Origin of the sequence: Bradyrhizobium zhengyangense, from assembly GCF_022012555.1 — a bacterium.
GTDB classification, from domain to species: Bacteria; Pseudomonadota; Alphaproteobacteria; order Rhizobiales; family Xanthobacteraceae; genus Bradyrhizobium; species Bradyrhizobium zhengyangense.
This window is the reverse complement of the sequence record NZ_JAKLTZ010000001.1, coordinates 926,421-952,310: the sequence shown is the minus strand read 5'-3', so window position 1 is coordinate 952,310 and position 25,890 is coordinate 926,421. Positions and strand designations below refer to the sequence as shown.

The window sequence follows — 25,890 nt, the reverse complement described above, 5'->3', positions numbered from 1 at the left end:
CAGTGGCGGCTCATATCCACGAGATGACAGACGATGAATTTGAGGGGCGGCTTCGCATCCTCTTGCGCATCGTTTCCGTCTGTACCTTAGGGCTCTGCTCCTTCGCTGCAGGTTTGTTGATCGGCGCCTTTGTTCTGTTTTGAGCGAGGCGATTCACGCCAGAGCCATTAACGCGATGACGCATGCCTTCTCTGGTGGCGGAACAGGGAAGATCGATGTCTCGCTCCGCGCAGCAGGCCATGGACATATCGAGCTGCTGTTCGCCGACGACGGTTGTGGCATGGCGCCCGACGTGGACCGGCGGGCCTTCGATCCCTTCTTTACCACGCACCGGCATGACGGCGCGAGTGGCCTTGGCCTGCACATCGTGCACAGCATCGTCGTGGATCGATTGGGCGGACAGCTCCGACTCGAAAGCAAGCCCGGTGAAGGCTCGCGGTTTCAGTTAGTCCTGCCGAAACGGCGCCCGATCGGCGATCCCGGGCGAGCTGATCGCGCCCCCCGATCCGCGGCGTCCGGATTATTGTGTCGTGAACAGCACTGTCGCGATCGCGACGGAAAGGCTCACCGCCGATATGGTCGCAACGGTCGATAGCACCCCCATGCGCCGCAGCGCGATGGCAAAGACGATGATGATCGGCGTCGCGGTCACCAGTCCGAGTTGTGCTTCACTCATGTCATCATCAGCCGTTGTTCGGAGCCGTCATATCGATTCACGATATTATGGAGGGACCCGCGCAACGTTGCGGTAGCGCAAACGCGGCTCCGGCTGGTTGCACTGTTTGTGCGGCGACAAAGTCGGACCCGCGCCGGTGAGATATCGATTCGGCGTCTTGATGCGGAAATCAGATGTCGACGACGGATTGCGAGCAAGGAGAGACCGGCTGGGGCATCCTGGAAGGTCTTCCCGGGGATCCCATGATTTGGGTGTTGATCTTCAGCGAGCTCGCCGCCTTCGGCTTGTTTCTCGGCGCCTTCGTGGTCGCCCGGGCGATCCATCCCGCGATGTTTGCGGCGGGGCAGGCCACTCTTGATTCCCATCTCGCCGGGCTCAATACGCTGGTTCTGGTGACCAGCGGCTGGGCCGCAGCGCGTGCCACGGCCGCCGCGCGCGCTTCCCGCAGGCAGGCTGCGCGCGGTCGGCTGTTCGCAGCCATGGCGCTTGGCGCTTTCTTCATCGCGACCAAGCTGTTCGAATATGCCGGCGAGATCGCGCTCGGAAATGGTCTGGAGACCAGCCCGTTCTTCACGCTGTATTTTCTCCTGACCGGCTTCCATCTCATGCATGTCTGCCTCGGCATCGTGATTCTGGCCTTGGTTTCCCGGAGCGCCAGCGTGACCGGCGTAGAGACGGGAGCCGCCTTCTGGCACATGGTCGATCTGCTGTGGATCGTCATGTTCCCGATCATCTATCTGGTGCAGCAGTGATTCCGGATCGCATCGACATCGCCTGGATTGTGCTGCTCGGCCTCGCGCTTGCAACCCTTCTGGTTCCGCCGCTCGTCGCACGCCCGCTGCTCGGCAATGCCCTTCTGCTGATCTTCGCTGCGCTCAAGGGACGCCGTATCGTGCTCGACTTTTTCGATCTTCGAGCTGCGCCGGCGCTCTGGCGCGGTCTCGTCAGCGCCTGGGTCCTCATCGTCGTGCTGTTCGCCTGGCTCGCATCCGCGATCGTCGCCCTGGTTTGACCGCGATGCCGCGCATCGACGCGCTACTTGCTCTTCGTCAAAGAGCGATCGGTGGCAATCGGCAATAAATCACACGATCGCATTTCTTCAGGACTCAATCGGAAAGGATTGGCAATGGCTGAACGCCTGACCAAGTCGGCCGCTCGAAACGTCTTTTACGGCGGCTCGGCCTTCTTCTTCGCCATCTTCATCGGACTGACGGCGCACAGCCATTACTACATGACCACGACCTCTACGGACGCGACGACGCTGACGGCGTCGGTCGCCCGCGGCAAGCACGTCTGGGAGCGCAATTCCTGCATCAACTGCCACACGCTGCTGGGCGAGGGTGCCTATTTCGCTCCTGAAGTCGGCAACGTCTGGGATCGTTGGGGCGGCAAGGAGGATCCGGCCGCCGCCCGCGAGACGCTGAAGGCCTGGATGCAGTCGCAGCCCTCGGGCGCGCCGGGGCGGCGGCAAATGCCGCAGTTCAGTCTCACCGACCAGGAGCTCAACGATCTCGCCGACTTCCTGCAATGGACCTCGACGATCAAGCGTCAGAGCTGGCCGCCGAACCAGGCCGGCTGAGCGCGCTGCTTCTTCTTTCAAGACAGAGAGAACCCGAGATGAAATATCAGACCCAGAAAGTCGCGATGCTGTATTTCTACGGCGCGCTGACCCTGTTCATGGCCCAGGTGCTGTTCGGCCTGCTCGCCGGGACGATCTACGTCCTGCCCAATACGCTGTCGGTGCTGCTGCCGTTCAACATCGTCAGGATGATCCACACCAACGCGCTGATCGTGTGGTCGTTGATCGGCTTCATGGGCGCGACCTACTATCTGCTGCCGGAGGAGACCGAGACCGAGCTGTACAGCCCGCTGCTGGCGAAGATCCAGTTCTGGATGTTCTTCGGCGCCGCAGGCGTGGCGGTTGTCGGTTATCTCTTCCACTATCATGAGGGCCGCGAATTCCTCGAACAGCCCTTCATCATCAAGGTCGGCATCGTCGTGGTCTGCCTGATGTTCCTGTTCAACGTGACCATGACGGCGCTCAAGGGCCGCAAGACCACGGTGACCAACATCCTGCTGTTCGGCCTGTGGGGGGTCGCGATCTTCTTCCTGTTCGCCTTCTACAACCCGGCCAATCTCGCGGTCGACAAGATGTACTGGTGGTACGTCGTCCATCTCTGGGTGGAGGGCGTCTGGGAGTTGATCATGGCCTCCGTCCTCGCTTATCTGATGATCAAGCTGAACGGCATCGATCGCGAGGTCGTGGAGAAGTGGCTCTATGTCATCATCGGCCTTGCGCTGTTCTCCGGCATCCTTGGCACCGGCCACCACTTCTATTGGATCGGCGCCCCTGGCTACTGGCAGTGGATCGGCTCGCTGTTCTCGACGCTCGAGGTCGCACCGTTCTTCACCATGGTGATCTTCACGGTGCAGATGACCTGGAAGGCCGGCCGCAAGCATCCGAACCGCGCTGCGCTGTTGTGGTCGGTCGGCTGTTCGGTGATGGCGTTCCTGGGCGCAGGCGTCTGGGGCTTCCTGCACACGCTGTCCTCGGTGAACTACTACACCCATGGTACGCAGGTGACCGCTGCGCACGGCCATCTCGCCTTCTTCGGCGCCTATGTGATGCTGAACCTGTCGGTGATGGCCTACGCGATCCCGCAGATCAAGGGACGTGCGCCCTATAACCAGTGGCTGTCCATGACGAGCTTCTGGATCATGTGCACGGCCATGATGGTGATGACCTTTGCGCTGACCTTCGCCGGCGTGGTCCAGGTTCATCTGCAGCGGGTGCTCGGCCAGAGCTACATGGACGTGCAGGACCAGCTCGCGATGTTCTACTGGGTCCGGCTCGGCTCCGGTGTGTTCGTCGCCATCTCCGCGCTGATGTTCGTCTGGGCGGTGCTGGTGCCCGGTCGCGAGAAGCGGGCGGTCATTCCGGCTGCGCTGCAACCGGCTGAATAAACGAGAAACGGCGGCCGCAGTTCGCCGCGGCCGCCCACTTCCTGGAAAGCCCGGAGAGACGTCATGAAACCTGCCCTTCACACCGTAAGCTCGGTCCCCGTGCTCCCGGCCTATGTCGCCAGCGGCAACGAATGTGCATTGTTCGAGCATGCCTGGCGAAATCAGCTTCCGGTACTGTTGAAGGGCCCGACCGGCTGCGGCAAGACGCGCTTCGTCGCGCACATGGCAGCGCGCCTCGGGCTGCCGCTGCACACCGTCGCCTGCCACGACGATCTCACCGCTGCCGATCTCACCGGGCGCTATCTGCTGAAGGGCGGCGACACCGTGTGGACCGACGGTCCGCTGACGCGCGCGGTGCGCGAGGGCGGCATCTGCTATCTCGACGAAGTCGTTGAAGCGCGCAAGGATGTCACCGTGGTGCTGCATCCGCTGACTGACGACCGGCGCATCCTGCCGCTGGAGCGCACCGGCGAGGAGCTTGCGGCCTCCAAAAGCTTCATGCTCGTGGTCTCCTACAATCCCGGCTATCAGACCTTGCTCAAGGCGCTGAAGCCGTCGACGCGGCAGCGCTTCGTCGCCATCGAGTTCGGCTTCCTGCCGGCCGAGCAGGAGATTGCCGTGGTCTCCGCCGAGAGCGGGCTGCCGCTGGATCGCATACGGCCATTGGTCACGCTGGCCGGGCGGCTGCGTGCGCTCAAGGGCCATGATCTGGAAGAGGGCGTCTCGACCCGGCTCGTTATCTATTGCGCGACCCTGATCGCCGCAGGCACGCCGGTCGCCGACGCGGTCCTTGCCGGCATGATCGAGCCTTTGACCGATGACGCCGACGTCAAGGCGGCACTGCTGGACGTCGCGCGTGCCGTGATCGGGTGACTCATGCTCGACTTCCTCGAACTGGAGGAGACGGTCGGCCGTGCCTGGCACCGGATGGTCGGCGGCACCGCAAGCTATCGAGTCCACGATGATGATGCGGTCTCGCTCAGCGAGGTGAGGGGCCGGATCGCGGTCATGTTCCGCGCGCTCGGCGGAGAGACGGGCGTGCAGATCGCGAGCGCCGGTGCGCGCAAGTCCGGGCATCGGCTCGGCTGGCGGCAACGCATCGGCCTCGGCGATGAGCGTCTGGAGCAGCCGGGCCGCGACGCCGCAACCATCTTCCTGCCCGATCGCATCGCGATCTTTGCCGACCGCGCGCTGAACGCCGTGCTCTATCGCTGGCTCGCTGCATGGTTCGCCGCCGCGCCGGTCGAGGTGATTGCGGAGGACGATCTGCTGCGGCGGGATCTTCTGGTGCTGCGTCGGGCGAGCGAGACGGCTGTCTGGGTGCTCACGCAATTTCCCGGGCTCATCGCCGACTATGCGCAACTCGCCGCGGCAACCGCGGCTGCCCGGCCGAAGCGCCCCCTGCCGCGCGTCGAGCAGGAGGTCGAGCAGATCGTGCTGGCCCTGCTCGGGGCCGGAAAGGCACCCGCAGGCAGATTGTGGCCGGCGATGATGGGAACTGGCCCGCTGCCGGACAAGGCGCCGCCGGGCTATCGTTCAATTCTGCCATGTCCGCTCTGGGGCGATTGCTGGACGCGCGAGCTCTCGCCCGTGCATTCCGGAGACGACGAGTGCGCAGCTGCCTCGGAGGCCGCAACCCAGGACAATCGCAGGCGCTTTGCCGTGCGCGAACGCGAGGACAATACCACCCGCCGCGATCCCTTCGTGCTCAACCGCTTCGAGAAGATCCTGGCGATGGCCGAGATGGTCAACGTCGACCGTCCGGACGACGATAACGACGACGAGGACGCGCAAAAGGCTGCCGACGACCTCGAGGAAATCCTGCTCAGCCGCCGCAGCGGCAAGCCGGCAAGCCGCTTCAAATTCGATCTCGACCTGCCGCCGGAAGCGCTTGATGCGTTGCCATTGAGCGCTGACTTGACCTATCCCGAATGGGATTATCGCAGCGGATCCTATCTGCCCGATCATTGCCGCGTGCTCGCGGGGACGGCCTCCGAGCAAGGCGAAAGCTGGGCGCCGGATGATGCCATGCGCCGGCGCGTCCGCCAGGTGCGTCGCCATTTCGAAGTGTTGCGGCCGCGTCATGAATTGTTGCGCGCCCAGACCGACGGATACGACCTCGATCTCGATGCGCTCGTGCGCGCGCGGTGCGACCTGCGTGCGGGCAGCAGCAATGGTGGTATGGATCGCGTCCACATGGCGATGCGACCGCAGGGCCATGATCTCGCCGTTACGCTGCTCGTCGACGTCTCGCTATCGACGGATGCCTGGGTCGACGGGTACCGCGTGCTCGACGTTGAGAAGGAGGCACTCCTGGTGCTCGCCCATGGGCTGTCGGCCTGCGGCGACCACCACAGCATTCTCACCTTCACTTCGCGCCGTCGCAATTGGGTGCGGCTCGAGACGGTCAAGGCCTTTGGCGAGCCGATGAGCGGGACAGTGGAGCGCCGCATCGGCGCACTGAAGCCCGGCTATTACACCCGGATCGGCGCCGCGGTGCGCCATGCCTCGGCCGAGTTAGCCCGTCAGCCACAGCGCAAGAAGTTGCTGCTCGTCCTCACCGACGGCAAGCCGAACGACGTCGACCACTATGAGGGGCGCTTTGCGCTCGAGGATACCCGCAAATCCGTGCAGGAAGCGCGCCGGCTTGGCAGCTCTGTTTTCGGCGTGACGGTGGATGCCACGGCACAATCTTATTTCCCGACGCTGTTCGGCCGTGGCGGCTACGCCATCGTCGGCAACATCAGGCGGCTGCCCGCCGCGCTGCCGGCAATCTACCGGCAGGTGGTGTCCTGAGGTCGCAGGACAACCATCGAGGCATCATGTTCCCTCTGTGAACTATTGCTCATCTATTGGGTATATGATCGAATGACCGGATGGACCTGGGCCGCCCAAAACCCGATCTGATCATCTTCGATTGCGACGGCGTGCTCGTCGACAGTGAGCTGCTGAGCTGTCGCTGCCTGTCCGAGGTGCTGGCGGAGTTCGGCCTTCAGCTCAGTGTGGAGCAGGCGCTCCAGCTCTTTCTCGGACGCAGCACGAGGGCGATCGAGCAGCATTATCGCGACCTCGGCCAGGTTCTGCCCAGCGAATTCCTCCTCCGACTGAAGGCGCGCGTGCTTGAGACGTTTGCCGAGGCACTGCAGCCGATCCCCGGCGTCGGCACAGTGCTGTCCGAATTGAAGACGCCAAGCTGTGTCGCATCGTCGAGCGACCTCGACCGGGTCTCGCTGTCGCTGGATGTTACCGGTCTCGCGCCGCATTTCAGCGACCGGCTGTACACCGCGCAGATGGTCAGGCACGGCAAGCCGGCTCCGGATCTCTTTCTCCATGCGGCGGGCAAGATGCAGGCCAGCCCTTCTCGCACGCTGGTAATCGAGGACAGTGTCAGCGGCGTCCAGGCCGCCAAGGCAGCCGGGATGATGGTCTGGGGATTTGTCGGCGGTGCCCATTATCGGAGCCGCGACGGTCGCGCTATATTGTCCGCCGCCGGGGCCGATCGGGTCTTCGCGCAGATGAGCGATTTCTAGGGGGCGTGAGGCCGCATGGCCGCCGAGAACGAAAAATCCAGGCTCGACGACGCCGCGCGCGCCGGCTGGCTCTATTTCATTGCCGGCCACACCCAGGACGAGATCGCAAGGATGCTTCAGGTGTCGCGCGCCTCGGCGCAGCGGCTGGTCTCGCTGTGCCTCGCCGAGCGTCTGATTACCTTCCGGCTCGAACATCCGATCGCGGCCTGCATGGAGCTGGCGGCGCGCCTGAAGGAGCGCTTTGATCTCGGCCACTGCGAGGTCGTGCCTACCGATCTAGCCGCGCCGCAGTCCAACGCCGGCATTGCCGAGCGTTGTGCCAATCTGCTCGATGCGACGCTGCGCTCGGAGACGCCCGTGATCGTTGCGCTCGGCACGGGGCGGGCAGTGCGCGCCGCGGTCGAGCGCGTCACCCCGATCGACCGGCCCAACCACCAGATCGTTTCGCTGGTCGGCAACATCTCCGCCGACGGCTCGGCGAGCTTCTACGACACCGTCGGCCGGCTCGCCGACCGCACCGGCGCACGGCACTATCCGATGCCGCTGCCGTTCCTGATGTCGTCGGAGGACGAGCGCAATAAGATGGTTCGCATCGAGCCGATCGCGAAGGTCAAGGCGGTCGCCGCCAAGGCGGATCTGCGTCTCGTCGGTATCGGCCAGATGGACCAGAAGGCTCAGGTCCATGTCGATGGTTTCGTCACGCGCGATGAATTGTTCGAGATGATGCGGCAGGGCGCGATCGGCGAGATCACCGGCTGGGCCTATGATTCCAAGGGCCGCCTGCTCAAGGCCGGCACCAACAAGCGCCTCACCAGTATCCCGCCGGAGGTGCCGGCGAAGACCACGACCATCGGAGCGGCGGTCGGTGCGGCCAAAGTGTCCGCGATCGCAGCGGCGCTGAACGGGCGCCTGATCAACGGCCTGATCACGGACGAGGCCACCGCAAGGGCGATTCTGGAGCGGTAGGGCGCCCGATCTCGCTACTTGCGCCGCTGTCATCGTCCGCGAAAGCGGACGATCCAGTACGCCGCGGCCCCCCTTAAGGCAAACCAGCCGATTGACGGAGTACTGGATGCCCCGCTTTCGCGGGGCATGATGGGGAAGGTTTGTCGCGCCGCAACACTCATAAGTTGCCAAAACGCCCGCGGGCCTGCTTGACAAGCGCGGCACCTCAGCCGAACATACGCCCAACGCGTGGGCATATGCTCAACACGCGAGTTGAGGGAGGACACCGTGAAACGATTTCTGGGCGCCGTCTGCGGCGCGTCCGTACTGCTTGCCGTCCCTGCGATGGCCGAAACGACCCTGACGATCGCCACCGTCAACAATGGCGACATGATCCGCATGCAGGGGCTGACCGGTGAATTCACCAAGGCAAACCCTGATATCTCAGTGAAATGGGTGACGCTGGAGGAGAACGTGCTGCGCCAGCGGGTCACCACCGATATCGCCACCAAGGGCGGCCAATTCGACGTGCTGACCATAGGCACCTACGAGGTGCCGATCTGGGCCAAGAAGGGCTGGCTGGTGCCGCTCGCCAATCTCGGCGCCGATTATGACGTTGCCGACCTCCTGCCCAAGATCAGGGACGCGGTCTCCGTCGACGGCAAGCTCTATGCCGCGCCATTCTACGGCGAGAGCTCGATGGTGATGTACCGCACCGATCTTTTCGACAAGGCCGGCCTGAAGATGCCGGAAAAGCCGACCTGGGATTTCATCATCGATGCCGCCAAGAAGCTCACCGACAAGAACGGTGGTGTCTACGGCATCTGCCTGCGCGGCAAGGCCGGCTGGGGCGAGAACATGGCGTTCCTCTCGGCAATGGCCAATTCATATGGCGCGCGCTGGTTCGACGAGAAATGGGAGCCGCAGTTCAACACGCCGGAATGGAAGACCACGCTCACGACCTACGTCAACCTGATGAAGGACGCCGGCCCTCCCGGCGCGAGTTCGAACGGTTTTAACGAGAACCTCGCGCTGTTCAACGCCGGCAAGTGCGGCATGTGGATCGACGCGACGGTCGCGGCGTCCTTCGTCACCAACCCGAAGGACTCGAAGGTTGCGGACAAGGTCGGCTTTGCGCTGGCGCCCAACACCGGGCTCGGCAAGAACGCCAATTGGCTGTGGGCCTGGAGTCTGGCTATTCCCGCAGGCTCCAAGAAGGCCGACGCCGCCGAGAAGTTCATCGCCTGGGCAACGAGCAAGGACTACACCAAGCTCGTGGCCTCGAAGGAGGGCTGGGCCAACGTGCCGCCGGGTACGCGTACCTCGCTCTACCAGAACCCCGAGTATGTGAAGGCGGCGCCCTTCGCCAAGATGACCCTGGCCTCGATCGACGCTGCCGACCCGAACAAGCCGACCGTGAAGCCGGTGCCCTATGTCGGCGTGCAATATGCCGCGATCCCCGAATTCCAGGGCATCGGCACGCAAGTCGGGCAGCAGTTCTCGGCTGCGCTTGCTGGATCGATGACGGTCGACGCGGCGTTGGCTGCGGCCCAATCTGCCACCGAGCGCGAGATGAAGCGCGCCGGTTACATCAAGTGAACCCGAGCTCTCCCTGAGCTCAAACTTGCGGCCATCCACTCCTTGCGCGATGGATGGCCGCCTTCTTCCCGAAGTTTTATTTTGACGCGTTTTCTTTCCGCGAAGCCGCCGCCACTTCGCTCGAAAGCGCTCTGAGGGAGATCCCGAGGATGGCAACCCGGCAGACGCAGTTTCTTGCGCGATCGCTCCTGACCCCGGCCGTCGGACTGCTCTTCATCTGGATGATCGTTCCGCTCGCGCTGACGATCTATTTCTCGACGCTGCATTACAGTCTGCTCGATCCCGGTTCGGAATCGTTCGTCGGGCTTGAAAACTTCCGCTACTTCCTCACCGATCCGGCCTTTCTCGCCTCGCTCCAGAACACGCTGGTGCTGGTCGGCTCGGTGCTGGCGCTGACGATCCTGCTCGGGATTCCCCTGGCGCTGCTGATGGACCAGCCTGTGGTCGGTCGCAACTTCGTGCGCCTGATGGTGATCGCGCCGTTCTTCGTGATGCCGACGGTGAGCGCGCTGGTCTGGAAGAACCTGTTGATGCATCCGGTCTCCGGCCTGTTCGCCTGGCTGGCCAAGCTGGTCGGGCTGACGCCGGTTGACTGGTTCAACGACGTGCCGCTGTTCTCGGTGATCCTGATCGTGGCTTGGCAATGGCTGCCGTTTGCGACGCTGATTCTGCTGACCGCGCTGCAATCGCTCGACGAAGAGCAGAAGGAAGCGGCCGAGATGGATGGTGCCAGCGCCATCTCGACCTTCATCTACATCACGTTGCCGCATCTGGCCCGCCCGATCACCGTGGTGATCCTGATCGAGACCATCTTCCTACTGACGGTGTTTGCCGAAATCTTCGTCACCACCGGCGGCGGACCGGGCCTGCAAACCACCAATATCGCCTTCCTGATCTATTCGCAGGCGCTGATCCAGTTCGACGTCGGCAGCGCCTCGGCGGGCGGCCTCGTCGCGGTGGTCATCGCCAATATCGTCGCCTTCTTCCTGGTCCGCATCGTCGGCCGCAACCTGGAAGCCTGAAATCATGGCGCGCAAGTCAACAACGCAGCGGGTGGTGATCTCGACGATCGGGGCGTGGTTCTTCGGCTTTCTGATCTTCTTCCCGATCTTGTGGATGGTGCTGGCGAGCTTCAAGACCGAGCTGGAAGCCTTCGCGATCCCGCCATCCTTCCTGTTCTTCCATTGGACCACGGAAAACTATGCGACCGTGCAGGAGCGCAGCGACTATTTCCACCATGCGATGAACTCGATCATCATCGCCGGCGGCTCGACGCTGATTGCGCTCCTGATCGCAGTCCCCGCTGCCTGGTCGATGGCGTTCTCGCCGACCAAGCGTACCAAGGACATCCTGCTCTGGATGCTTTCGACCAAGATGATGCCGCCGGTCGGCGTGCTGGTGCCGATCTACCTGATCTACAAGACCTTTGGCTTGCTCGATTCCCGCATCGGCCTCGTCTTCATCCTCTGCCTCGGCAATTTGCCGATCGTGATCTGGATGCTGTTCACCTATTTCAAGGAAATCCCGCGCGACATCCTGGAAGCCGCGCGCATGGACGGCGCTACGATCGGCCGCGAGCTCATCTACGTGCTGACGCCGATGGCGATCCCGGGGCTGGCCTCGACCATGCTACTCAATCTTATCCTGGCCTGGAACGAAGCGTTCTGGACGCTCAACCTGTCCACTTCGGAGGCCGCACCGCTGACGGTGTTCATTGCCTCCTATTCAAGTCCGGAAGGATTGTTCTGGGCAAAGCTGTCGGCGGCCTCGACGCTGGCGATCGCGCCCATTCTCGTCCTCGGTTGGTTCAGCCAGAAGCAGCTCGTGCGCGGGCTCACCTTCGGCGCGGTGAAATAAAGGGGCTGCCGGATCATGGGTCAGATCACACTTCAGGGCGTGCAGAAATCCTTCGGCCCCGTGCATATCATCAAGGGCGCCGATCTCGACATCGCCGACGGCTCCTTCGTCGTCTTCGTCGGCCCATCCGGCTGTGGCAAGACCACGCTGCTGCGGCTGATCGCCGGCCTCGAGGACGTCACCGGCGGCGCCATCCTGATTGACGGCAAGAACGTCGTCGACACGCCGCCGGCCAAGCGCGGGCTGTCGATGGTGTTCCAGTCCTACGCGCTCTATCCGCACATGAGCGTGCGCGGCAATATCGGCTTCGGCCTGAAGATGGCAGGTTTGCGCAAGGACGAGATCAACCGCAAGGTCGAGGCGGCCGCTGCGACGCTGAACCTGACGCCTTATCTTGACCGCAAGCCGCGCGAGCTTTCCGGCGGCCAGCGCCAGCGCGTTGCGATCGGACGCGCCATCGTCCGCGAGCCCAAGGGGTTCCTGTTCGACGAGCCGCTCTCCAATCTCGACGCCGCGCTGCGCGTGCAGATGCGCATCGAGGTGACGCGGCTGCAGAAGCAGCTCGGCACCACGGCGATCTACGTGACGCACGACCAGGTCGAGGCGATGACCATGGCCGACAAGATCGTCGTGCTCAACGCCGGCAAGATCGAGCAATATGGCTCGCCGCTGGAGCTCTATGAGCGGCCTGCCAATCTTTTCGTTGCCGGCTTCATCGGCTCGCCCAAGATGAATTTTGTCACCGGCGACAGTGCCGCGCAGAGGGGCGCCGCTACGATCGGCGTACGGCCGGAGCATCTCAAGATCGAGCGCGACGGCGGTGGCGGCTGGCAGGGCACGATCGCGGTCGCCGAGCACCTCGGCAGCGACACATTCCTTTATGTCGATGCCGGGCCGCTCGGGATGCTGACCGCGCGCTACATCGGCGAATTGAGCCTGCATGCCGGCGACCGCGTGTCGCTGGTGCCGGACCCCGCGCGCATCCACCGCTTCGACGCGAGCGGCAATGCGATCAGGAACTGACAAGAAACGGGAATACGACCATGTACCTGGAAAAATTCAAGCTGAGCGGCAAGACCGCGTTCATCACCGGCGGAGGGCAGGGCATTGGGCTCGCCTGCGCGGAAGCGCTGGCCGAGGCCGGCGCCAAGGTGATCATCGGCGACCGCGATAGCAAGGTCGCTGGCGACGCCAGGGCCAGCCTGAAGGCGAAGGGTTTTGACGTCGAGACCGCCATCATGGACGTCACCGATACCAAGCGCGTCGCGGAGGTGGCGAACGATCTCGTCGCCCGGCACGGCAAGGTCGACGTCCTCGTCAACAACGCCGGCATTGCGCGTAGCGAAACCCCGGCCGAGACCGTGACCGACGAGCACTGGCTCAACGTCATCGACGTCAACCTTAACGGCACCTTCTGGTGCTGCCGCGAGTTCGGCAAGCACATGCTCAAGGTCAAGCGCGGCGCCATCGTCAATGTCGGATCGATGTCCGGCTTCATCGTCAACAAGCCGCAGGAGCAGTGCTTCTACAATGCCTCCAAGGCCGGCGTGCACCATCTGACCAAGTCGCTGGCCGCTGAATGGGGCGCGCGCGGCATCCGCGTCAATGCGGTCGCGCCGACCTACATTGACACGCCGCTCAACGCCTTCGTGAAAAGCACCCCGAAAATGTACGACGCCTGGATCGGTGGAACCCCGATGGCGCGGATGGGGCAGGTCGAGGAGATCGCCTCGGTCGTCCTGTTCCTGGCATCCGAGGCCGCGAGCCTGATGACCGGCAGCATCGTGCTGGTGGATGGCGGCTACACTTGCTGGTAGGCTTGCCGTCAAAACTGACGGAAGCCACCGGGAGCGACAATGCCGCGAGCGTATATCGGCGTCGATGTAGGGACCACGAGCACGCGGGCAGGGGTGTTTGACGAGGCGGGAACGCTGCTTGCGACCGCCAAGCACCCGATTCGGATCTGGCATGAGGCCGGCGACATCGTCGAGCAGTCGTCTCAGGACATCTGGGAGGCCTGTGTCAAATCTGTGCGGGCGGCGATGGCGGAGGCGGCCATCGCACCCGACAGTGTCGGCGGTATCGGTTTCGACGCGACCTGTTCCCTGGTGGTGCTCGACCGCGAGGGCGAGCCGGTCACGGTCAGTGCCTCCGGCGAAAAGCAGCGTAACGTCATTGTCTGGATGGATCATCGTGCCGTCGCCGAAGCGCGTCTTATCAACCAGACCGCCGATGATGTGCTGCGTTATGTGGGCGGCTCCATCTCACCCGAGATGGAAATGCCTAAGCTGTTGTGGCTCAAGCGTCATCTGCGCGCGAGCTTCGATGCCGCCGGGCACTTCTTCGATCTGGCAGACTATCTGACCTGGCGCGCGACCGGATCGCTCCAGCGCTCGACCTGCACCGTCACCTGCAAATGGAACTATCTCGCCCATGACGGCGGCGGCTGGAGCGCGCCGTTCTTCAAGCGTATCGGCCTCTCCGACTTCGTTAACGAAAGATACGCCCGCATCGGCACCGAGATCGTCGCCCCCGGCACGCGGCTCGGCGCCGGCCTCACCCGCGCGGCTGCCGCCGATCTCGGCCTGCCACCGGGGATTCCGGTCGGCGCCTCCCTGATCGACGCCCATGCCGGCGGCATCGGCGCGATTGGCGGACGCGACGGACCGGGCGGAACGACTGACGTCACCGATCGCATGGCCTACATCATGGGAACGTCGGCCTGCATCATGGCGACGACAAAGGAGCCGTGCTTCGTCCCTGGCGTCTGGGGTCCCTACTACTCCGGCATGGTGCCGAACTTCTGGCTCAACGAGGGCGGCCAATCGGCCGCGGGCGCGGCGATCGACCATCTGCTCAAATCGCATCCAGGCCATGCCGAGGCGAGTGTGGCGGCGCGCAGCGAGGGCGTTGACCTCATCGAGTTCCTCGAGCGCCGCATCATCGCGCGCGCCGGCGATGCCAGCCGCGCAGCGCTGCTCGCCCGCGACGTTCACGTGCTCCCCGAATTTATCGGTAACCGCTCGCCTTACGCCGATCCCGATACACGCGCCGTGATCGCCGGCCTCGATCTCGACACCGATGTCGGCTCGATGGAGCGGTTATTCGTCGCCGGCCTGTGCGGACTCGCTTATGGGCTTGCCGAGGTGATCGAAGCCTTTGCCGCGCATGGCGTTCATGCCGGCATCATGATCATGGGCGGCGGCGCTAGCCGCAGCCCATTGGTGCGGCAGATCATGGCTGATACCACTGGCCTCACCGTCGCGTTGCCGCAAACCAGGGAGCCGGTGCTCTTGGGCGCCGCGATGCTCGGTGCAGTCGCCGGCGGCGCCTATGCCTCGATTGGCGAGACCATGGCAAAGATGTCGGCGCTGGGACGTAAGAGCGAACCGACTGCGCCCGACATGGCCGCATTTCACATCAGGAAGCGTGAAGTGTACAAGCTGCTGCGCGAGGTCGATCGCGGCAGCCGGGCGGTGATGCGCGACATCGCCAGAAGTTAGAAGGACGCGTTGAGAGACATGCTGATTTCTTGCGGCGATGCACTGATCGATTTTGTGCCAACGAAAAATGCCGACGGCCGCGAAGCGGTGATGCCAGCGGTCGGCGGCTCCTGTCTCAACGTCGCGATCGGGATCGCGCGGCTCGGCGCCCCGACCGGTTTTGTCGGTGGCATCTCGAACGACATGTTCGGGCGTATGATCGCCGACCATGCGGCCGCGTCGAATGTCGAGCTTGGTTTCGCCACGCGCAGCGATCACCAGACCACCCTCGCTTTTGTCCGCATCATCGCCGGCGAGTCGCACTATGCCTTCTACGACGCCGAGACCGCGACGCGGAATTGGACGTTTCGGCGCGCGACCATTCCGTTCGACACGGTGGAAGCTGTTCATGTCGGCTCAACCACGCTTGTCAACGATCAGGGCGCCGCCGAGACCAAAGCTTTAATTGCGGACGCGAGGGCGACGTCGACAATCTCCTTCGATCCGAACTGCCGGCCCAATCTGGTCAAGGATAAGCCGGCCTATCTCGCCCGCATGGCGGAGTTCGCAGGCAGCGCCGATCTCATCAAGATGTCGGATGTCGACTTCTCCTATCTCTTCGGCGAGGAGCCGTATCAGCAGCGCGCGGGCGCGATGCTGGGGCAGGGCCCGAGCCTTGTCGTCATCACCCGCGGCAACAACGGCGCTATCGCCTGGCATGCGAAGACGGGTCAGATCGAGGTCGAGGCGCCGAAGGTCGTGGTCGCCGATACCATCGGCGCCGGTGACAGCTTTCAAGCCGCATTGCTGTTCGCGCTGTACAAACAGGGCCGTCTCGCCAGACAGCAACTCAAGGACATCAGCACCGACGAGCTTCGTCGGGCGTTGTCCTTTGCGGCCAACTGCGCCGGCCTGACCTGCACCCGTCCGGGCGCCGATCCGCCCTGGAGCCACGAGGTCAGCTGGAGTTGATTAGTCCGCGTTACAGGCGCGCGACGACCTTCTCTGCACATTTCAGAAACCTTGGGATCAGCGGGCTCTGCGAATCCCGCCGCCAGCACGCGGCGATGTCGATGGTATCTGTGGCATCGCGCAGCGGCCGGAACACAATGCCGCGCGGCGCGCCGAGCTTGGCGCAGGCCGGCAGGATCGCAAGACCTTCACCGGCGAGAACCAGACTCATTGCCGAATTCACCGTCTCTACCCGGCTTGCGATCGGCATTACGATTTGATGCCGCCGGAGCAGGGCTGCGACTGCGGAGGAGGCGGGATCGCGCTCCGGCGGCGGCAGCGCAATCAGCGGACGGCCCTGCAATCGTGCCATCGGCACGGCGCCGATCCGCGCAAGCGGCGAGCGGTTCGGCAGCGCAAGCATGAAGCGCTGGGCACCGATCCGTGCAACCTGGATTTCGGGATGGTGGATCGCTGGCATGCACAGTGCGACCGTGGCGCTGCGATCCAGTAGCCGCGCCTCGCGCGTCGATGCGGTGAGGTCGACGAAGTCGAGATCGACGCCGGGCATGGATCGCCGCAACTCCGGGATCAGCCGCGGCAGCACAGCGTTGGCCAGCACGAACATGTAACCCACCGAGATCCTGCCGCGCCGGCCGGCCGCGACCGCGCGCGCGGCTTCGATGCCGTCGGCCGCAAGCGCCAGCGCCTCGCCGGCCCGCGTCAGCAGGGCCTGGCCCGCCTCTGTCAGGTCCATGCCGCGCGTGCCGCGGTGGAATAGCGGCGCGCCGATTTCGGCTTCGAGCTTGCGGATCTGGACCGAGAGTGGCGGCTGCGCCATCCGCAGCCGTTCGGCGGCCTTGCCGACGCTGCGCGCCTCGGCCACGGCGACGAAATAGCGGAGCCGGCGAAGATCCATAGGCATACCGAAATCGTATGGGTTGACCACCAAAAACGTATTGGACCTCGAGTTAACAAAACTGTCATTCTCAATGTCAATGCATTGGGCCAACGGCGGTCCGCTTCGGAGCATGATGTGACGATGAACGGCGATCCCTGCCTGCTGTCCGCAAGCGAATTGCGTCCGCTGATTGCGAATAAGCAGATTTCCCCCGTCGAGGTCGCCCGCGCCGTGCTTGCGCGCGCCGAGGCGCTCCAGCCCAAGTTGAACTGCTTCATCACGCTATGCGGCGACGAAGCGATGGAAGCAGCCCGCCAGGCCGAGCGCAAGGTCATGTCAGGCGAGCCGCTTGGCCTGCTTCATGGTATCCCTGTTACTGTCAAGGACATCGTCAACACCAAGGGCGTGAAGACCACCTTCGGCGCTGTTCCTTACAAAGACAATGTGCCCGCCGAGGATGCCGTCGCGGTGGCAAAGCTGCGCAGCGAAGGCGCGATCTTGGTCGGCAAGACGACGACGCCAGAGTTCGGCAGCAAGTGCCTGACCGATTCCCCCCTGTTCGGCCGCACCCGCAACGCCTGGAGCGCGGAGCGCTCGTCCGGCGGATCTAGCGGCGGCGCGGCTGTGGCGGTCGCGAGTGGCATCGCGCCCTTAGCGATCGCGACCGATGGCGGCGGCTCGACGCGGATTCCCGCCGCCTGCAACGGCGTGGTCGGCCTGAAGCAGAGCAACGGCGTGATCGCGCACAGCCAGGCGCTGGACGTGTTCGGTAACCAGACCTATGTCACGCCGACCACGCGCACGGTCGCCGACACCGCCCTGATGATGCAGGCGATGGCCGGTGAGGATGCTTGCGATCCCTGGTCGATCGGCATGCCCGTGCCAGATTTCATCGGCTCCGCTGCCCCGCGCGGCGATTTGCGCGGACAGAAGATCCTGTTCAGCGCTTCGCCGCCCGGACGTCCAGTATCCATCGATGTCGCCGCCGCCTTCAAGGCTAGCCTCGACCGACTCGCTGGCCTCGGGGCTGAACTTGAGGAATTCTCCGGCGCGGGCTTTGATATCGAGCCGATCTGGCGTGCCATCAACCACACGGTCTGGCGCACGCGTTTCGCCAAGCTCGTGGCCGAGCATGGCGAAGTGCTCAGCGAGGCCTTCGTCAAGCAGGTCGCACTTGCCACCAATGTCAGCGGCGTCGCCTATCAGGAGGCGATGTTCGCGCGCACGGCGCTGTTCCGCCGGGTGCAATCCCTGCTTGCGCGCGGGCATCTGCTGGCGATGCCGACGATCACCCGCACCGCGCTGCCGATCGACCAGGACCTGTTCGGCAAAATCGAGATCGATGGGGTGCAATTTGACAGCGTCCGGCCGCACTGGTTCCCCTGGACCATGCCGTTCAACATGACCGGCCACCCAGCGATCAGTCTGCCCTGCGGCTTCGGCCGCGACGGGCTGCCGATCGGGCTTCAGCTCGTCGGCCGCTTCCGGGACGATGCGGAATTGCTGCGGGCGAGCGCGCTGTTCGAGGCCTCGCACGATCTTCTCGCCCGCCGGCCGAAATGACGGCATGCGCCGGCCAGCAAAGGACTTGCGTCCGGCGTCCGGACATGTTGATCGTGCCGCTGATGAGCCCTGAGCCCGACCACCGCGCATGAGCGTATTTGTCCTCCGACGTGTCCTGACGCTGCTGGCGACGCTGGTCGGCGCATCCGTGATCATTTTCCTGGTGCTGGATGCGCTGCCGGGCAATGCCGCGCAGATGCTGATGGGCGCAGATGCGTCGGCCGACGCGGTCCGCGCGCTCACTGTCAAGCTCGGGCTCGACCAGCCGCTGGCGGTCCGCTACCTGCAATGGATCAAAGGGCTCGTCGTCGGCGATCTCGGCAATTCCTATGTCTACGGCACACCGGTCGCCAGCCTGATCGCTGAGCGGCTGGTGCTGACCATTCCGCTCGCGATCATGTCGATGCTGATCACGGTGGTGCTGGCGCTCTCGGCCGGCATCTACACCGCCGCCAATCACAACAAGCTCGGCGATGTCGGTGTGATGTCGTTGACCCAGATCGGCATCGCGCTGCCGAATTTCTGGTTCGCGATCCTTCTGGTGCTGCTGTTCGCTGTGCGGCTGCAATGGCTCTCCGCAGGCGGCTTTGCCGGCTGGGACGACGGCATCTGGCTTGGCGTCAAATCGCTGCTGCTGCCGTCGATCTCGCTGGCCGTGGTGCAGGCCGCAATCCTTGCCCGCGTCACCCGCTCAGCCGTGCTCGAAGTGTTGCGCGAAGATTTCGTCCGAACGGCACGTGCGAAGGGACTCGGCAAGCGCGAGGTGCTGTGGAGCCACGTGCTGCGCAATGCCATGATCCCCGTGATGACGGTGATGGGCTTGCAATTCGCCAACCTGCTGGCCGGCACCATTGTGATCGAGAACGTGTTCTACCTGCCGGGCCTCGGCCGGCTGATCTTCCAGTCGATCGCCAACCGCGACCTCATCGTGGTGCGCAATTGCGTTATGCTGCTGGCGGCCATGGTGGTCATCGTCAATTTCGTGGTTGACGTGCTCTATGCCTTTATCGATCCCCGCATCAAGGTGCACGACCTGTGAGCTCGCCCCTGACCACATCCATTGATGCGCCGGTCGCAACGCGCCCCTTGGCGGCGAGGGGCTTCTGGGGTCGTGCGCTGCGCCATCGCAGCTTCGTGCTGGGCGGAGCGCTCAGCCTCCTGGTAGTCGTATCGGCGCTGCTCTCGCTGGTGTGGACGCCGTGGTCGCCGTACGAGATCGACATCGCCTCGAAGCTCCGGCCGCCGTCGTCGGCGCACTGGCTCGGCACCGATTCCTTCGGCCGCGATATCGTCTCGCTGCTGCTCGCAGGCGCCCGCTCGACCATCCTGGTCGGCATCATCGCGGTCAGTATCGGTCTTTCCTTCGGCGTCTGTCTCGGCCTGATCGCCTCGGCCAAGCGTGGATGGACCGAAGAGATCATCATGCGCTTCTCCGACTTCACCTTTGCCTTTCCGGCAGTGCTTTCGGCGATCATGCTCGCCGCCGTCGCAGGGCCGGGCATGGTGACCTCGATCATCGCGATCGGCATCTTCCAGATCCCGACCTTGACCCGGCTGACGCGCGGCTCGGCGAATGCGATCTGGGCGCGCGAATTCGTGCTGGCCGCGCGCGCCTCAGGGAAGGGGGCGTTCCGCATCACCATCGAGCATGTGTTGCCGAATATTCTCTCGATCCTGATCGTGCAGGCGACCATCCAGTTCGCGCTCGCGATCCTTGCTGAAGCCGCTTTGTCCTATCTCGGCCTCGGCACGCAGCCGCCGCAGCCGTCCTGGGGCCGTATGCTGAACGATGCGCAGACCATGCTGTTCCAGTCGCCGATGCTGGCGGTCTATCCGGGCGCGGCGATCGCAATCGCGGTGCTCGGCCTCAATCTGCTCGGCGATGGATTGCGCGATCTGCTCGATCCCCGACTGGCGCGGGAGCGGTGACGATGGCTGATCCCGCAAGCCTGATCGAGGTCGACAATCTCGGCGTCCGCCTCAACACCAGCCGCGGCCCGGCACAGGCCGTGCGCGGTGTCAGCTTTGCGCTGAAACGCGGCGAGACGCTCGGGCTTGTCGGCGAATCCGGCTGCGGCAAATCGGTGACGGCGCTGTCGCTGATGGGATTGCTGCCTGAGAGTGCAGTTGTCACCGGCAGCGTCAAGCTTGATGGTAACGAGCTCGCGCGGCTGCCGGATGCGGACTATTGCAAGCTGCGCGGCAATCGCATCAGCATGATTTTCCAGGAGCCGATGACGGCGCTCAACCCGATGCACACGATCGGCCATCAGGTTGCAGAACCTTTGCGGCGGCACAAGAGATATTCCGCCGCGCAGGCGCGCAAGGAAGTGATCGCGTTGCTCGACCGCGTCGGGCTGCCCGATCCCGCAAAACGCATCGATGCCTATCCGCACCAGTTCTCCGGCGGCCAGCGCCAGCGTGTCACCATCGCGATGGCGCTCGCGTGCGAGCCCGATCTGTTGATCGCGGACGAGCCAACCACCGCGCTCGACGTCACCATCCAGGGCCAGATCCTCGACCTCATCGCCGACCTCGTCGAGGAGCGGGGCATGTCGATGATCCTGATCTCGCACGATCTCGGCGTCATCGCCGAGAACGTGCAGCGCATGATGGTGATGTATGGCGGCACGGTCGTCGAGAGCGGGCCGACCGACGAGGTGTTCCGCCGCATGGGCCATCCCTACACGCAGGGCCTGTTCCGCGCCCGCCCAAAGCTCGGCGCGCGCAAGGGGACAAGGCTGACGACGATCTCGGGCACGGTGCCGGAGCTCGCCGATCTGCCTGTCGGCTGCGCCTTCGCTGATCGCTGTCCACTGGCAATCGATCAGTGTCGCGCCGCGATGCCGCCGATGATTAAGGTCGGGGCCGGTCACGTCGTGCGCTGCACCAGGACTGATGTCTCCATGGCTGCGAATGTCGGGGCGCTCTCCGCATGACCGCCGCACCGCTTCTTGATGTCAAGGATCTCGAGCAGCGCTACACGCTGCCGCGTGAAAGCCTGTTCCGTCCGCCCGGCCAAGTGCGTGCGCTCAACGGCGTCAGCGTGCAGGTCCAGGCCGGCAGGAGCCTCGGCATTGTCGGCGAATCCGGCTCGGGCAAGTCGACCTTCGCGCGGGTGGTGATGGCGCTCGAGCGGCCGACTGCGGGCGAGGTCACGCTGCTCGGTCGCGATCTCAACCGCATCTCTCCTGACGAGTTGCGCCGTGCCCGGCGCGATTTCCAGATGGTGTTCCAGGACCCTTACGGATCGCTCGACCCGCGGCAGACCATTGCGCGCATCGTCGCCGAGCCGCTTACGGTGCTCGACGATGCCGACCGCACGACGTTCCGCGCCCGCGTTGCCGCGGTGTTGAAGCAGGTAGGTTTGCGCGATGCGGACATGGACAAATATCCGCACGAATTCTCCGGCGGCCAGCGCCAGCGCATCGCCATTGCGCGGGCGCTGATCACGCAACCCAAGCTGATTGTCGCCGACGAGCCGGTCTCCGCACTCGACGTCTCCGTGCAGGCACAGGTCCTCAACCTGATGCAGGACCTGCAGGAGCAGTTCGGCCTCAGCTACATCCTGATCAGCCACGACCTCGCCGTGGTCGATTATCTCTGCGACGAGGTCGCGGTGATGTATCTCGGCCGGGTCGTCGAGCAGGGGCGGCCGGAGGATCTGTTCGAGCGCTGCGCCCATCCCTATACGCGGGCGCTGCTGGATGCCGTGCCGCGGGCACGACCCGGTGGCGGCCGGCGGCGGCGCGGCGTCCAGGCGATCGCCTCGCAATCGGCGGCTGCGACCGGATGCCCCTATGTGGCGCGCTGTCCGCTCGCGGACCAGCATTGCCGCGAGGTTCCGCCCTTGCTACGCAGGGTGGGCGAGGGACATCTCGCCGCCTGCCACAAGGCGGAGGCCGTGATGGCATTGCCGCAGGCGGCCATGGAAGGTTAGTGTCGGCTACGGAATTGGCGTAGTCTCAAAAGCACAGAAGAAGGCCGGGGAGTTGGGCATGTTGAAGAAGCTATCGATCGTCGCATTTGCCGCAGCGTTGGCTGCGGCGCCGCTGCCGGTGCTGGCGCAGAGCAAGAAGGACAGCGTCGTTATGGGCATGACGCTGGAGCCGCCGGGGCTCGATCCCACCAACGCGGCCGCCGCCGCGATCGCCGAGGTCACGCTCTACAACATCTACGAGACCCTGACCAAGATCAACGAGGACGGCTCGGTCTCGCCGCTGCTCGCCGAGAGCTGGACCGCATCGCCCGACCTGAAGACCTATACGTTCAAGCTGCGCAAGGGCGTCAAATTCCAGAACGGCGAGGCCTTCGATTCCGCCGCGGTGAAGTTCTCGTTCGAGCGCAACGCGGCCGCGAACAGCACCAACAAGGACAAGAGCCTGTTCCAGGCGATCGAGAAGATCGACGCGCCTGACGCCAACACCGTCGCGCTCACGCTGAAATATCCCGAGCCGAACCTGCCGTTCCTGATGGGGCAGGCGAGCGCCTCCATCGTCGAGCCGAAGAGCGCGGCCACCAACGTGACGCAGCCTATCGGCACCGGGCCGTATCAGTTGGGCGCCTGGGTCAAGGGCTCCTCGCTCACGCTGAACAAATGGGCCGATTATCGCAACGCCTCGGCGATCAAGCTGTCCAAGGTGACGATCCGCTTTATCGGCGATCCCGCCGCGCAGATCGCTGCGCTGCTGTCCGGTGACGTCGATGCGTTCCCGCGCGTCACCACCCGCGGCGTTGCGCAATTCAAGAGCGATCCGCGCTTCACCGTGCTGATCGGCGGCTCCAAGGCCAAGACCATCGTCGCCATCAACGAGAAGAAGAAGCCGCTCGACGACGTCCGCGTGCGCCGCGCGATCCTCGCCGCCATCGATCGCAAGGCGATGATCGACGGCGCAGTCGAAGGTTTCGGCACGCCGATCGGCAGCTTCTACACACCGGGCTCGCTCGGCTATGTCGACACCACCGCGATCAACCCCTATGACCCCGAGAAGGCGAAGAAGCTGCTGACGGAGGCCGGCATCACCACGCCGCTCGAGCTCAGCCTGAAGCTGCCGCCGCCGCCTTACGCGCGGCAGGGCGGCGAGATCCTGGCAGCCCAGCTCGCCAAGGTCGGGATCAACGCCAAGATCGAGAACGTCGAGTGGGCGCAGTGGCTGTCGCAGGCGTTCGCGCCGAACGGTCCGCACAATTACGACCTCACCATCGTCTCGCATGTCGAGCCGTTCGATCTCGTCAAGCTGACCGAACCCGACTTCTATCTCGGCTACAACAACGAGGCGTTCAACGCGCTCTACAAGCAAATCGTGTCGACGCCTGACGAGGCCGGCCGCGCCAAGCTGCTCGGCGATGCCCAGAAGATGCTGGCGACCGATGCGGTGGCCGGCTTCCTGTTCCAGCCGCAATGGCCGACGGTCATCAACAAGAAGCTGAAGGGCGTCTGGAAGGAAGTTCCGCAGTTCGAGAACGATTTCTCAGCCTGGTCCTGGGAGTAGCGACCGCGTCGGCAGTCGAAGCTGTCGCTTCTTGCAAAGGCCTCTTCCCCCGCGGGAAGAGGCCTTTCGTTTGGCCCGCCAAACCATCGTTCGAAAACAACCCCATGCACCGTAGAGACGGGTTTGAAAGGGTTGGTAAAATTTCGGACTTGACGAAATTGCTTGCTCCGTCGGGCGAAACACCGGCATAATGCCACAATAGGAAATTCCGAACTGCGCGACCCCACTAACATTTGTTAGTGGCGAGCCGGTGCGCGAGCGGTTCCACGGCTGCTCGCGCAACTCTTCGTTGGCTGCTGATTCTTCCCGCACTTTCTGATTGCTGAAATGCCGAAAAACGATAGTGGAACAAAGTGGCCGGTACGATCTGTTTAACGAATTGCCGGTATTTTCATCACGATAACTCATCGCGCGTTACTTCAATTTTTTTTCGGTGTCGCAAATGACACCCTTCCTGGGGAACATTCGCATGCCGACGCAGGGCTCCCATCGGTCGCGGCTGCTCGCTGCGACTGTCGCATCTGCCGCACTCGGCGTTCTCGGTTTCGCGACGATCGGTTTTGGCGCCGCTGTGGTCGGCGAAAGCCGAAAGGTCGAGATCACGCAGAAGGCACCTGGTGGTGTCGATGCGCTCAAGGCGCTGTATCGCAGGCCGGCGACGATCCCGTTCCCCAAGGATAATGCTTTCACGCCCGAGAAGGCTGCTCTCGGCAAGAAGCTCTATTTCGACACGCGCCTCTCGGTGACATCGGCGCAGTCGTGCGCGAGCTGCCATAGCCCGGGTTTCGGCTGGGGCGACGGGCTTGCGGTCGGTGTCGGTCACGGCATGGCAAAGCTCGGTCGCCGTTCGCCGACCATTGTCAACGCGGCCTGGAGCGCGATCTACATGTGGGATGGCCGTCTGCCGACGCTGGAAGACCAGGCGCTGGGCCCGATCCAGTCACCCGGCGAAATGAACATGAAGCTCGACCAGCTCATGACGCGGCTCGCAAGCATTCCCGAATATAAGCCGATGTTCGACGCAGCCTTCCCGGGCGAAGGCATGAAGCCGAGGACGCTGGCGCAGGCGATCGCGACCTATGAGCGTACGGTCGTCTCGGAACGGGCACCGTTCGACGCCTGGATCGAAGGCAACGAGAAGGCGATTTCCGAAGAGGCCAAGCGCGGCTTCGCCGTGTTCAACGGCAAGGCGCAATGCGCGGCCTGCCACGAGGGCTGGAACTTCACCAACGAGGGTTTTCAGGACATCGGCCTGCCAAGCACCGACGTCGGCCGCGGCGAATATCTGCCCGGGGTCATCAAGATGCAGCACGCTTTCAAGACGCCGGGTTTGCGCGAGATCACTCGCCGCAGCCCTTACATGCATGACGGTTCGCTCCCCACGCTGGAAGCGGTCATCGATCACTATGACCATGCCGGTGTCGACCGGCCCAGCCGATCGGACCTCATGCGTCCGCTCGACCTGTCCGCGCAGGACAAGGCTGACCTTGTCGCATTCCTCAAGACTTTGACCAGTGAGCTCGGGCCGACGGCCGTGCCGGTTCTTCCACGCTAACCCTCGAAAGTTTTCTCACATGCGCACAATCGCTCTCTTCACCTGTGTCATCGTTGCCGGCTTTTCGGTCGGCGCCTATGCCGCGACCGAAATCATCCATCAGCAAGGCCGCGCCTTCTCCGCCGAGAGCATCACGGTCAAGAAGGGCGAGGCCGTCACCTTCCTGAACGACGACACGGTGCCGCACAACATCATGTCGGCCAGCAAGGGCAACGAGTTCAATCTGGGATCGCAGGCACCGGGCACCTCGACGGACGTGTCCTTCAAGGAGCCGGGCGATGTGCAGGTGATCTGCGCCATTCATCCGCGCATGAAGATGATGGTCAAGGTGACGGATTAGGGTTGTCGTTTGACGCGTTTTCTTCACGCGAACCG

26 protein-coding genes are annotated in these 25,890 nt (G+C 64.0%); 24 read left to right on the top strand and 2 right to left on the bottom strand.

Annotated features, from left to right (window positions below):
• Positions 1 to 175 precede the first annotated feature (175 nt).
• On the top strand, positions 176 to 595 hold the full coding sequence (locus tag L6639_RS04470; RefSeq protein ID WP_237859175.1) for a sensor histidine kinase: 420 nt from the start codon (positions 176 to 178) through the stop codon (positions 593 to 595).
• On the opposite strand, the gene L6639_RS04465 is transcribed toward L6639_RS04470, so the two are convergent.
• Positions 521 to 676 (bottom strand): hypothetical protein, encoded by a 156-nt coding sequence (locus L6639_RS04465; protein ID WP_237859173.1) that lies wholly within the window; start codon positions 674 to 676, stop codon positions 521 to 523. The two genes, L6639_RS04470 and L6639_RS04465, sit on opposite strands and share 75 nt — an antisense overlap.
• 173 nt (positions 677 to 849) lie before the next feature.
• Between L6639_RS04465 and L6639_RS04460 the strand changes: the two genes are divergently transcribed.
• The 15 genes from L6639_RS04460 to L6639_RS04390 all read left to right on the top strand — a co-directional run bounded on the left by L6639_RS04460 (position 850) and on the right by L6639_RS04390 (position 16,025).
• On the top strand, positions 850 to 1,428 hold the full coding sequence (locus tag L6639_RS04460; protein WP_237859171.1) for a cytochrome c oxidase subunit 3 family protein: 579 nt from the start codon (positions 850 to 852) through the stop codon (positions 1,426 to 1,428).
• Positions 1,428 to 1,688, top strand: a complete 261-nt coding sequence (locus L6639_RS04455) for a cytochrome C oxidase subunit IV family protein (protein ID WP_237859452.1) — start codon at positions 1,428 to 1,430, stop codon at positions 1,686 to 1,688. Before L6639_RS04460 ends, L6639_RS04455 begins: the two co-directional genes overlap by 1 nt.
• Before the next feature lie 114 nt (positions 1,689 to 1,802).
• A complete protein-coding gene (locus L6639_RS04450) occupies positions 1,803 to 2,255 on the top strand; it encodes a c-type cytochrome (RefSeq protein WP_237859170.1) in 453 nt (150 codons plus the stop codon).
• A gap of 38 nt (positions 2,256 to 2,293) precedes the next feature.
• Positions 2,294 to 3,640: a cbb3-type cytochrome c oxidase subunit I gene (locus L6639_RS04445; RefSeq protein ID WP_237859169.1), complete on the top strand. Its 1,347-nt coding sequence runs from the start codon at positions 2,294 to 2,296 to the stop codon at positions 3,638 to 3,640.
• A 63-nt stretch (positions 3,641 to 3,703) separates the two neighbouring features.
• Entirely contained in the window at positions 3,704 to 4,513 is an 810-nt protein-coding gene (locus L6639_RS04440) for a CbbQ/NirQ/NorQ/GpvN family protein (protein WP_237859168.1), read from the top strand.
• A gap of 3 nt (positions 4,514 to 4,516) precedes the next feature.
• On the top strand, positions 4,517 to 6,436 hold the full coding sequence (locus L6639_RS04435; protein ID WP_237859167.1) for a nitric oxide reductase activation protein NorD: 1,920 nt from the start codon (positions 4,517 to 4,519) through the stop codon (positions 6,434 to 6,436).
• A gap of 80 nt (positions 6,437 to 6,516) precedes the next feature.
• Positions 6,517 to 7,170 (top strand): HAD family hydrolase, encoded by a 654-nt coding sequence (locus L6639_RS04430; protein WP_237859166.1) that lies wholly within the window; start codon positions 6,517 to 6,519, stop codon positions 7,168 to 7,170.
• A 15-nt stretch (positions 7,171 to 7,185) separates the two neighbouring features.
• Positions 7,186 to 8,136, top strand: coding sequence for a sugar-binding transcriptional regulator (locus L6639_RS04425; RefSeq protein WP_237859164.1), 951 nt, complete (start codon positions 7,186 to 7,188; stop codon positions 8,134 to 8,136).
• 324 nt (positions 8,137 to 8,460) lie between these two features.
• Positions 8,461 to 9,714: an ABC transporter substrate-binding protein gene (locus L6639_RS04420; RefSeq protein WP_237859450.1), complete on the top strand. Its 1,254-nt coding sequence runs from the start codon at positions 8,461 to 8,463 to the stop codon at positions 9,712 to 9,714.
• 149 nt (positions 9,715 to 9,863) lie between these two features.
• Positions 9,864 to 10,736: a carbohydrate ABC transporter permease gene (locus tag L6639_RS04415; protein ID WP_237859163.1), complete on the top strand. Its 873-nt coding sequence runs from the start codon at positions 9,864 to 9,866 to the stop codon at positions 10,734 to 10,736.
• A gap of 4 nt (positions 10,737 to 10,740) precedes the next feature.
• A complete protein-coding gene (locus tag L6639_RS04410; RefSeq protein WP_237859162.1) occupies positions 10,741 to 11,571 on the top strand; it encodes a carbohydrate ABC transporter permease in 831 nt (276 codons plus the stop codon).
• Between the two features lie 15 nt (positions 11,572 to 11,586).
• The gene (locus L6639_RS04405) at positions 11,587 to 12,594 is read left to right on the top strand and encodes an ABC transporter ATP-binding protein (protein ID WP_237859161.1); all 1,008 of its coding nucleotides are present in this window, start codon (positions 11,587 to 11,589) and stop codon (positions 12,592 to 12,594) included.
• Between the two features lie 20 nt (positions 12,595 to 12,614).
• The gene (locus L6639_RS04400; RefSeq protein WP_237859160.1) at positions 12,615 to 13,388 is read left to right on the top strand and encodes an SDR family NAD(P)-dependent oxidoreductase; all 774 of its coding nucleotides are present in this window, start codon (positions 12,615 to 12,617) and stop codon (positions 13,386 to 13,388) included.
• Between the two features lie 39 nt (positions 13,389 to 13,427).
• Positions 13,428 to 15,074, top strand: a complete 1,647-nt coding sequence (locus L6639_RS04395; RefSeq protein WP_237859159.1) for an FGGY-family carbohydrate kinase — start codon at positions 13,428 to 13,430, stop codon at positions 15,072 to 15,074.
• Positions 15,075 to 15,092: 18 nt separating this feature from the next.
• Positions 15,093 to 16,025 (top strand): carbohydrate kinase family protein, encoded by a 933-nt coding sequence (locus tag L6639_RS04390; protein ID WP_237859158.1) that lies wholly within the window; start codon positions 15,093 to 15,095, stop codon positions 16,023 to 16,025.
• Between the two features lie 10 nt (positions 16,026 to 16,035).
• Here L6639_RS04390 and L6639_RS04385 read toward each other — a convergent pair whose 3' ends face one another.
• A complete protein-coding gene (locus L6639_RS04385) occupies positions 16,036 to 16,923 on the bottom strand; it encodes a LysR family transcriptional regulator (RefSeq protein WP_237859448.1) in 888 nt (295 codons plus the stop codon).
• A 123-nt stretch (positions 16,924 to 17,046) separates the two neighbouring features.
• Here L6639_RS04385 and L6639_RS04380 point away from each other — a divergent pair, with 123 nt between their 5' ends.
• From L6639_RS04380 to L6639_RS04345, 8 genes are all read left to right on the top strand, one after another.
• Positions 17,047 to 18,468 (top strand): amidase, encoded by a 1,422-nt coding sequence (locus L6639_RS04380; protein ID WP_237859446.1) that lies wholly within the window; start codon positions 17,047 to 17,049, stop codon positions 18,466 to 18,468.
• 88 nt (positions 18,469 to 18,556) lie between these two features.
• Positions 18,557 to 19,507 (top strand): ABC transporter permease, encoded by a 951-nt coding sequence (locus L6639_RS04375; RefSeq protein ID WP_237859157.1) that lies wholly within the window; start codon positions 18,557 to 18,559, stop codon positions 19,505 to 19,507.
• The gene (locus L6639_RS04370) at positions 19,504 to 20,397 is read left to right on the top strand and encodes an ABC transporter permease (protein WP_237859155.1); all 894 of its coding nucleotides are present in this window, start codon (positions 19,504 to 19,506) and stop codon (positions 20,395 to 20,397) included. Before L6639_RS04375 ends, L6639_RS04370 begins: the two co-directional genes overlap by 4 nt.
• Positions 20,398 to 20,399: 2 nt before the next feature.
• The gene (locus L6639_RS04365) at positions 20,400 to 21,407 is read left to right on the top strand and encodes an ABC transporter ATP-binding protein (RefSeq protein ID WP_237859154.1); all 1,008 of its coding nucleotides are present in this window, start codon (positions 20,400 to 20,402) and stop codon (positions 21,405 to 21,407) included.
• Positions 21,404 to 22,408 carry an ABC transporter ATP-binding protein gene (locus L6639_RS04360; protein ID WP_237859152.1) on the top strand — a complete coding sequence of 335 codons (1,005 nt, stop codon included), beginning with the start codon at positions 21,404 to 21,406 and terminating at the stop codon, positions 22,406 to 22,408. The genes L6639_RS04365 and L6639_RS04360 overlap by 4 nt, the downstream gene beginning before the upstream one ends.
• A gap of 58 nt (positions 22,409 to 22,466) precedes the next feature.
• Entirely contained in the window at positions 22,467 to 23,960 is a 1,494-nt protein-coding gene (locus L6639_RS04355; RefSeq protein ID WP_237859150.1) for an ABC transporter substrate-binding protein, read from the top strand.
• Positions 23,961 to 24,429: 469 nt separating this feature from the next.
• The gene (locus L6639_RS04350) at positions 24,430 to 25,515 is read left to right on the top strand and encodes a cytochrome-c peroxidase (RefSeq protein WP_237859149.1); all 1,086 of its coding nucleotides are present in this window, start codon (positions 24,430 to 24,432) and stop codon (positions 25,513 to 25,515) included.
• A gap of 19 nt (positions 25,516 to 25,534) precedes the next feature.
• On the top strand, positions 25,535 to 25,855 hold the full coding sequence (locus L6639_RS04345) for a plastocyanin/azurin family copper-binding protein (RefSeq protein WP_237859148.1): 321 nt from the start codon (positions 25,535 to 25,537) through the stop codon (positions 25,853 to 25,855).
• The last annotated feature ends 35 nt before the right edge of the window (positions 25,856 to 25,890 follow it).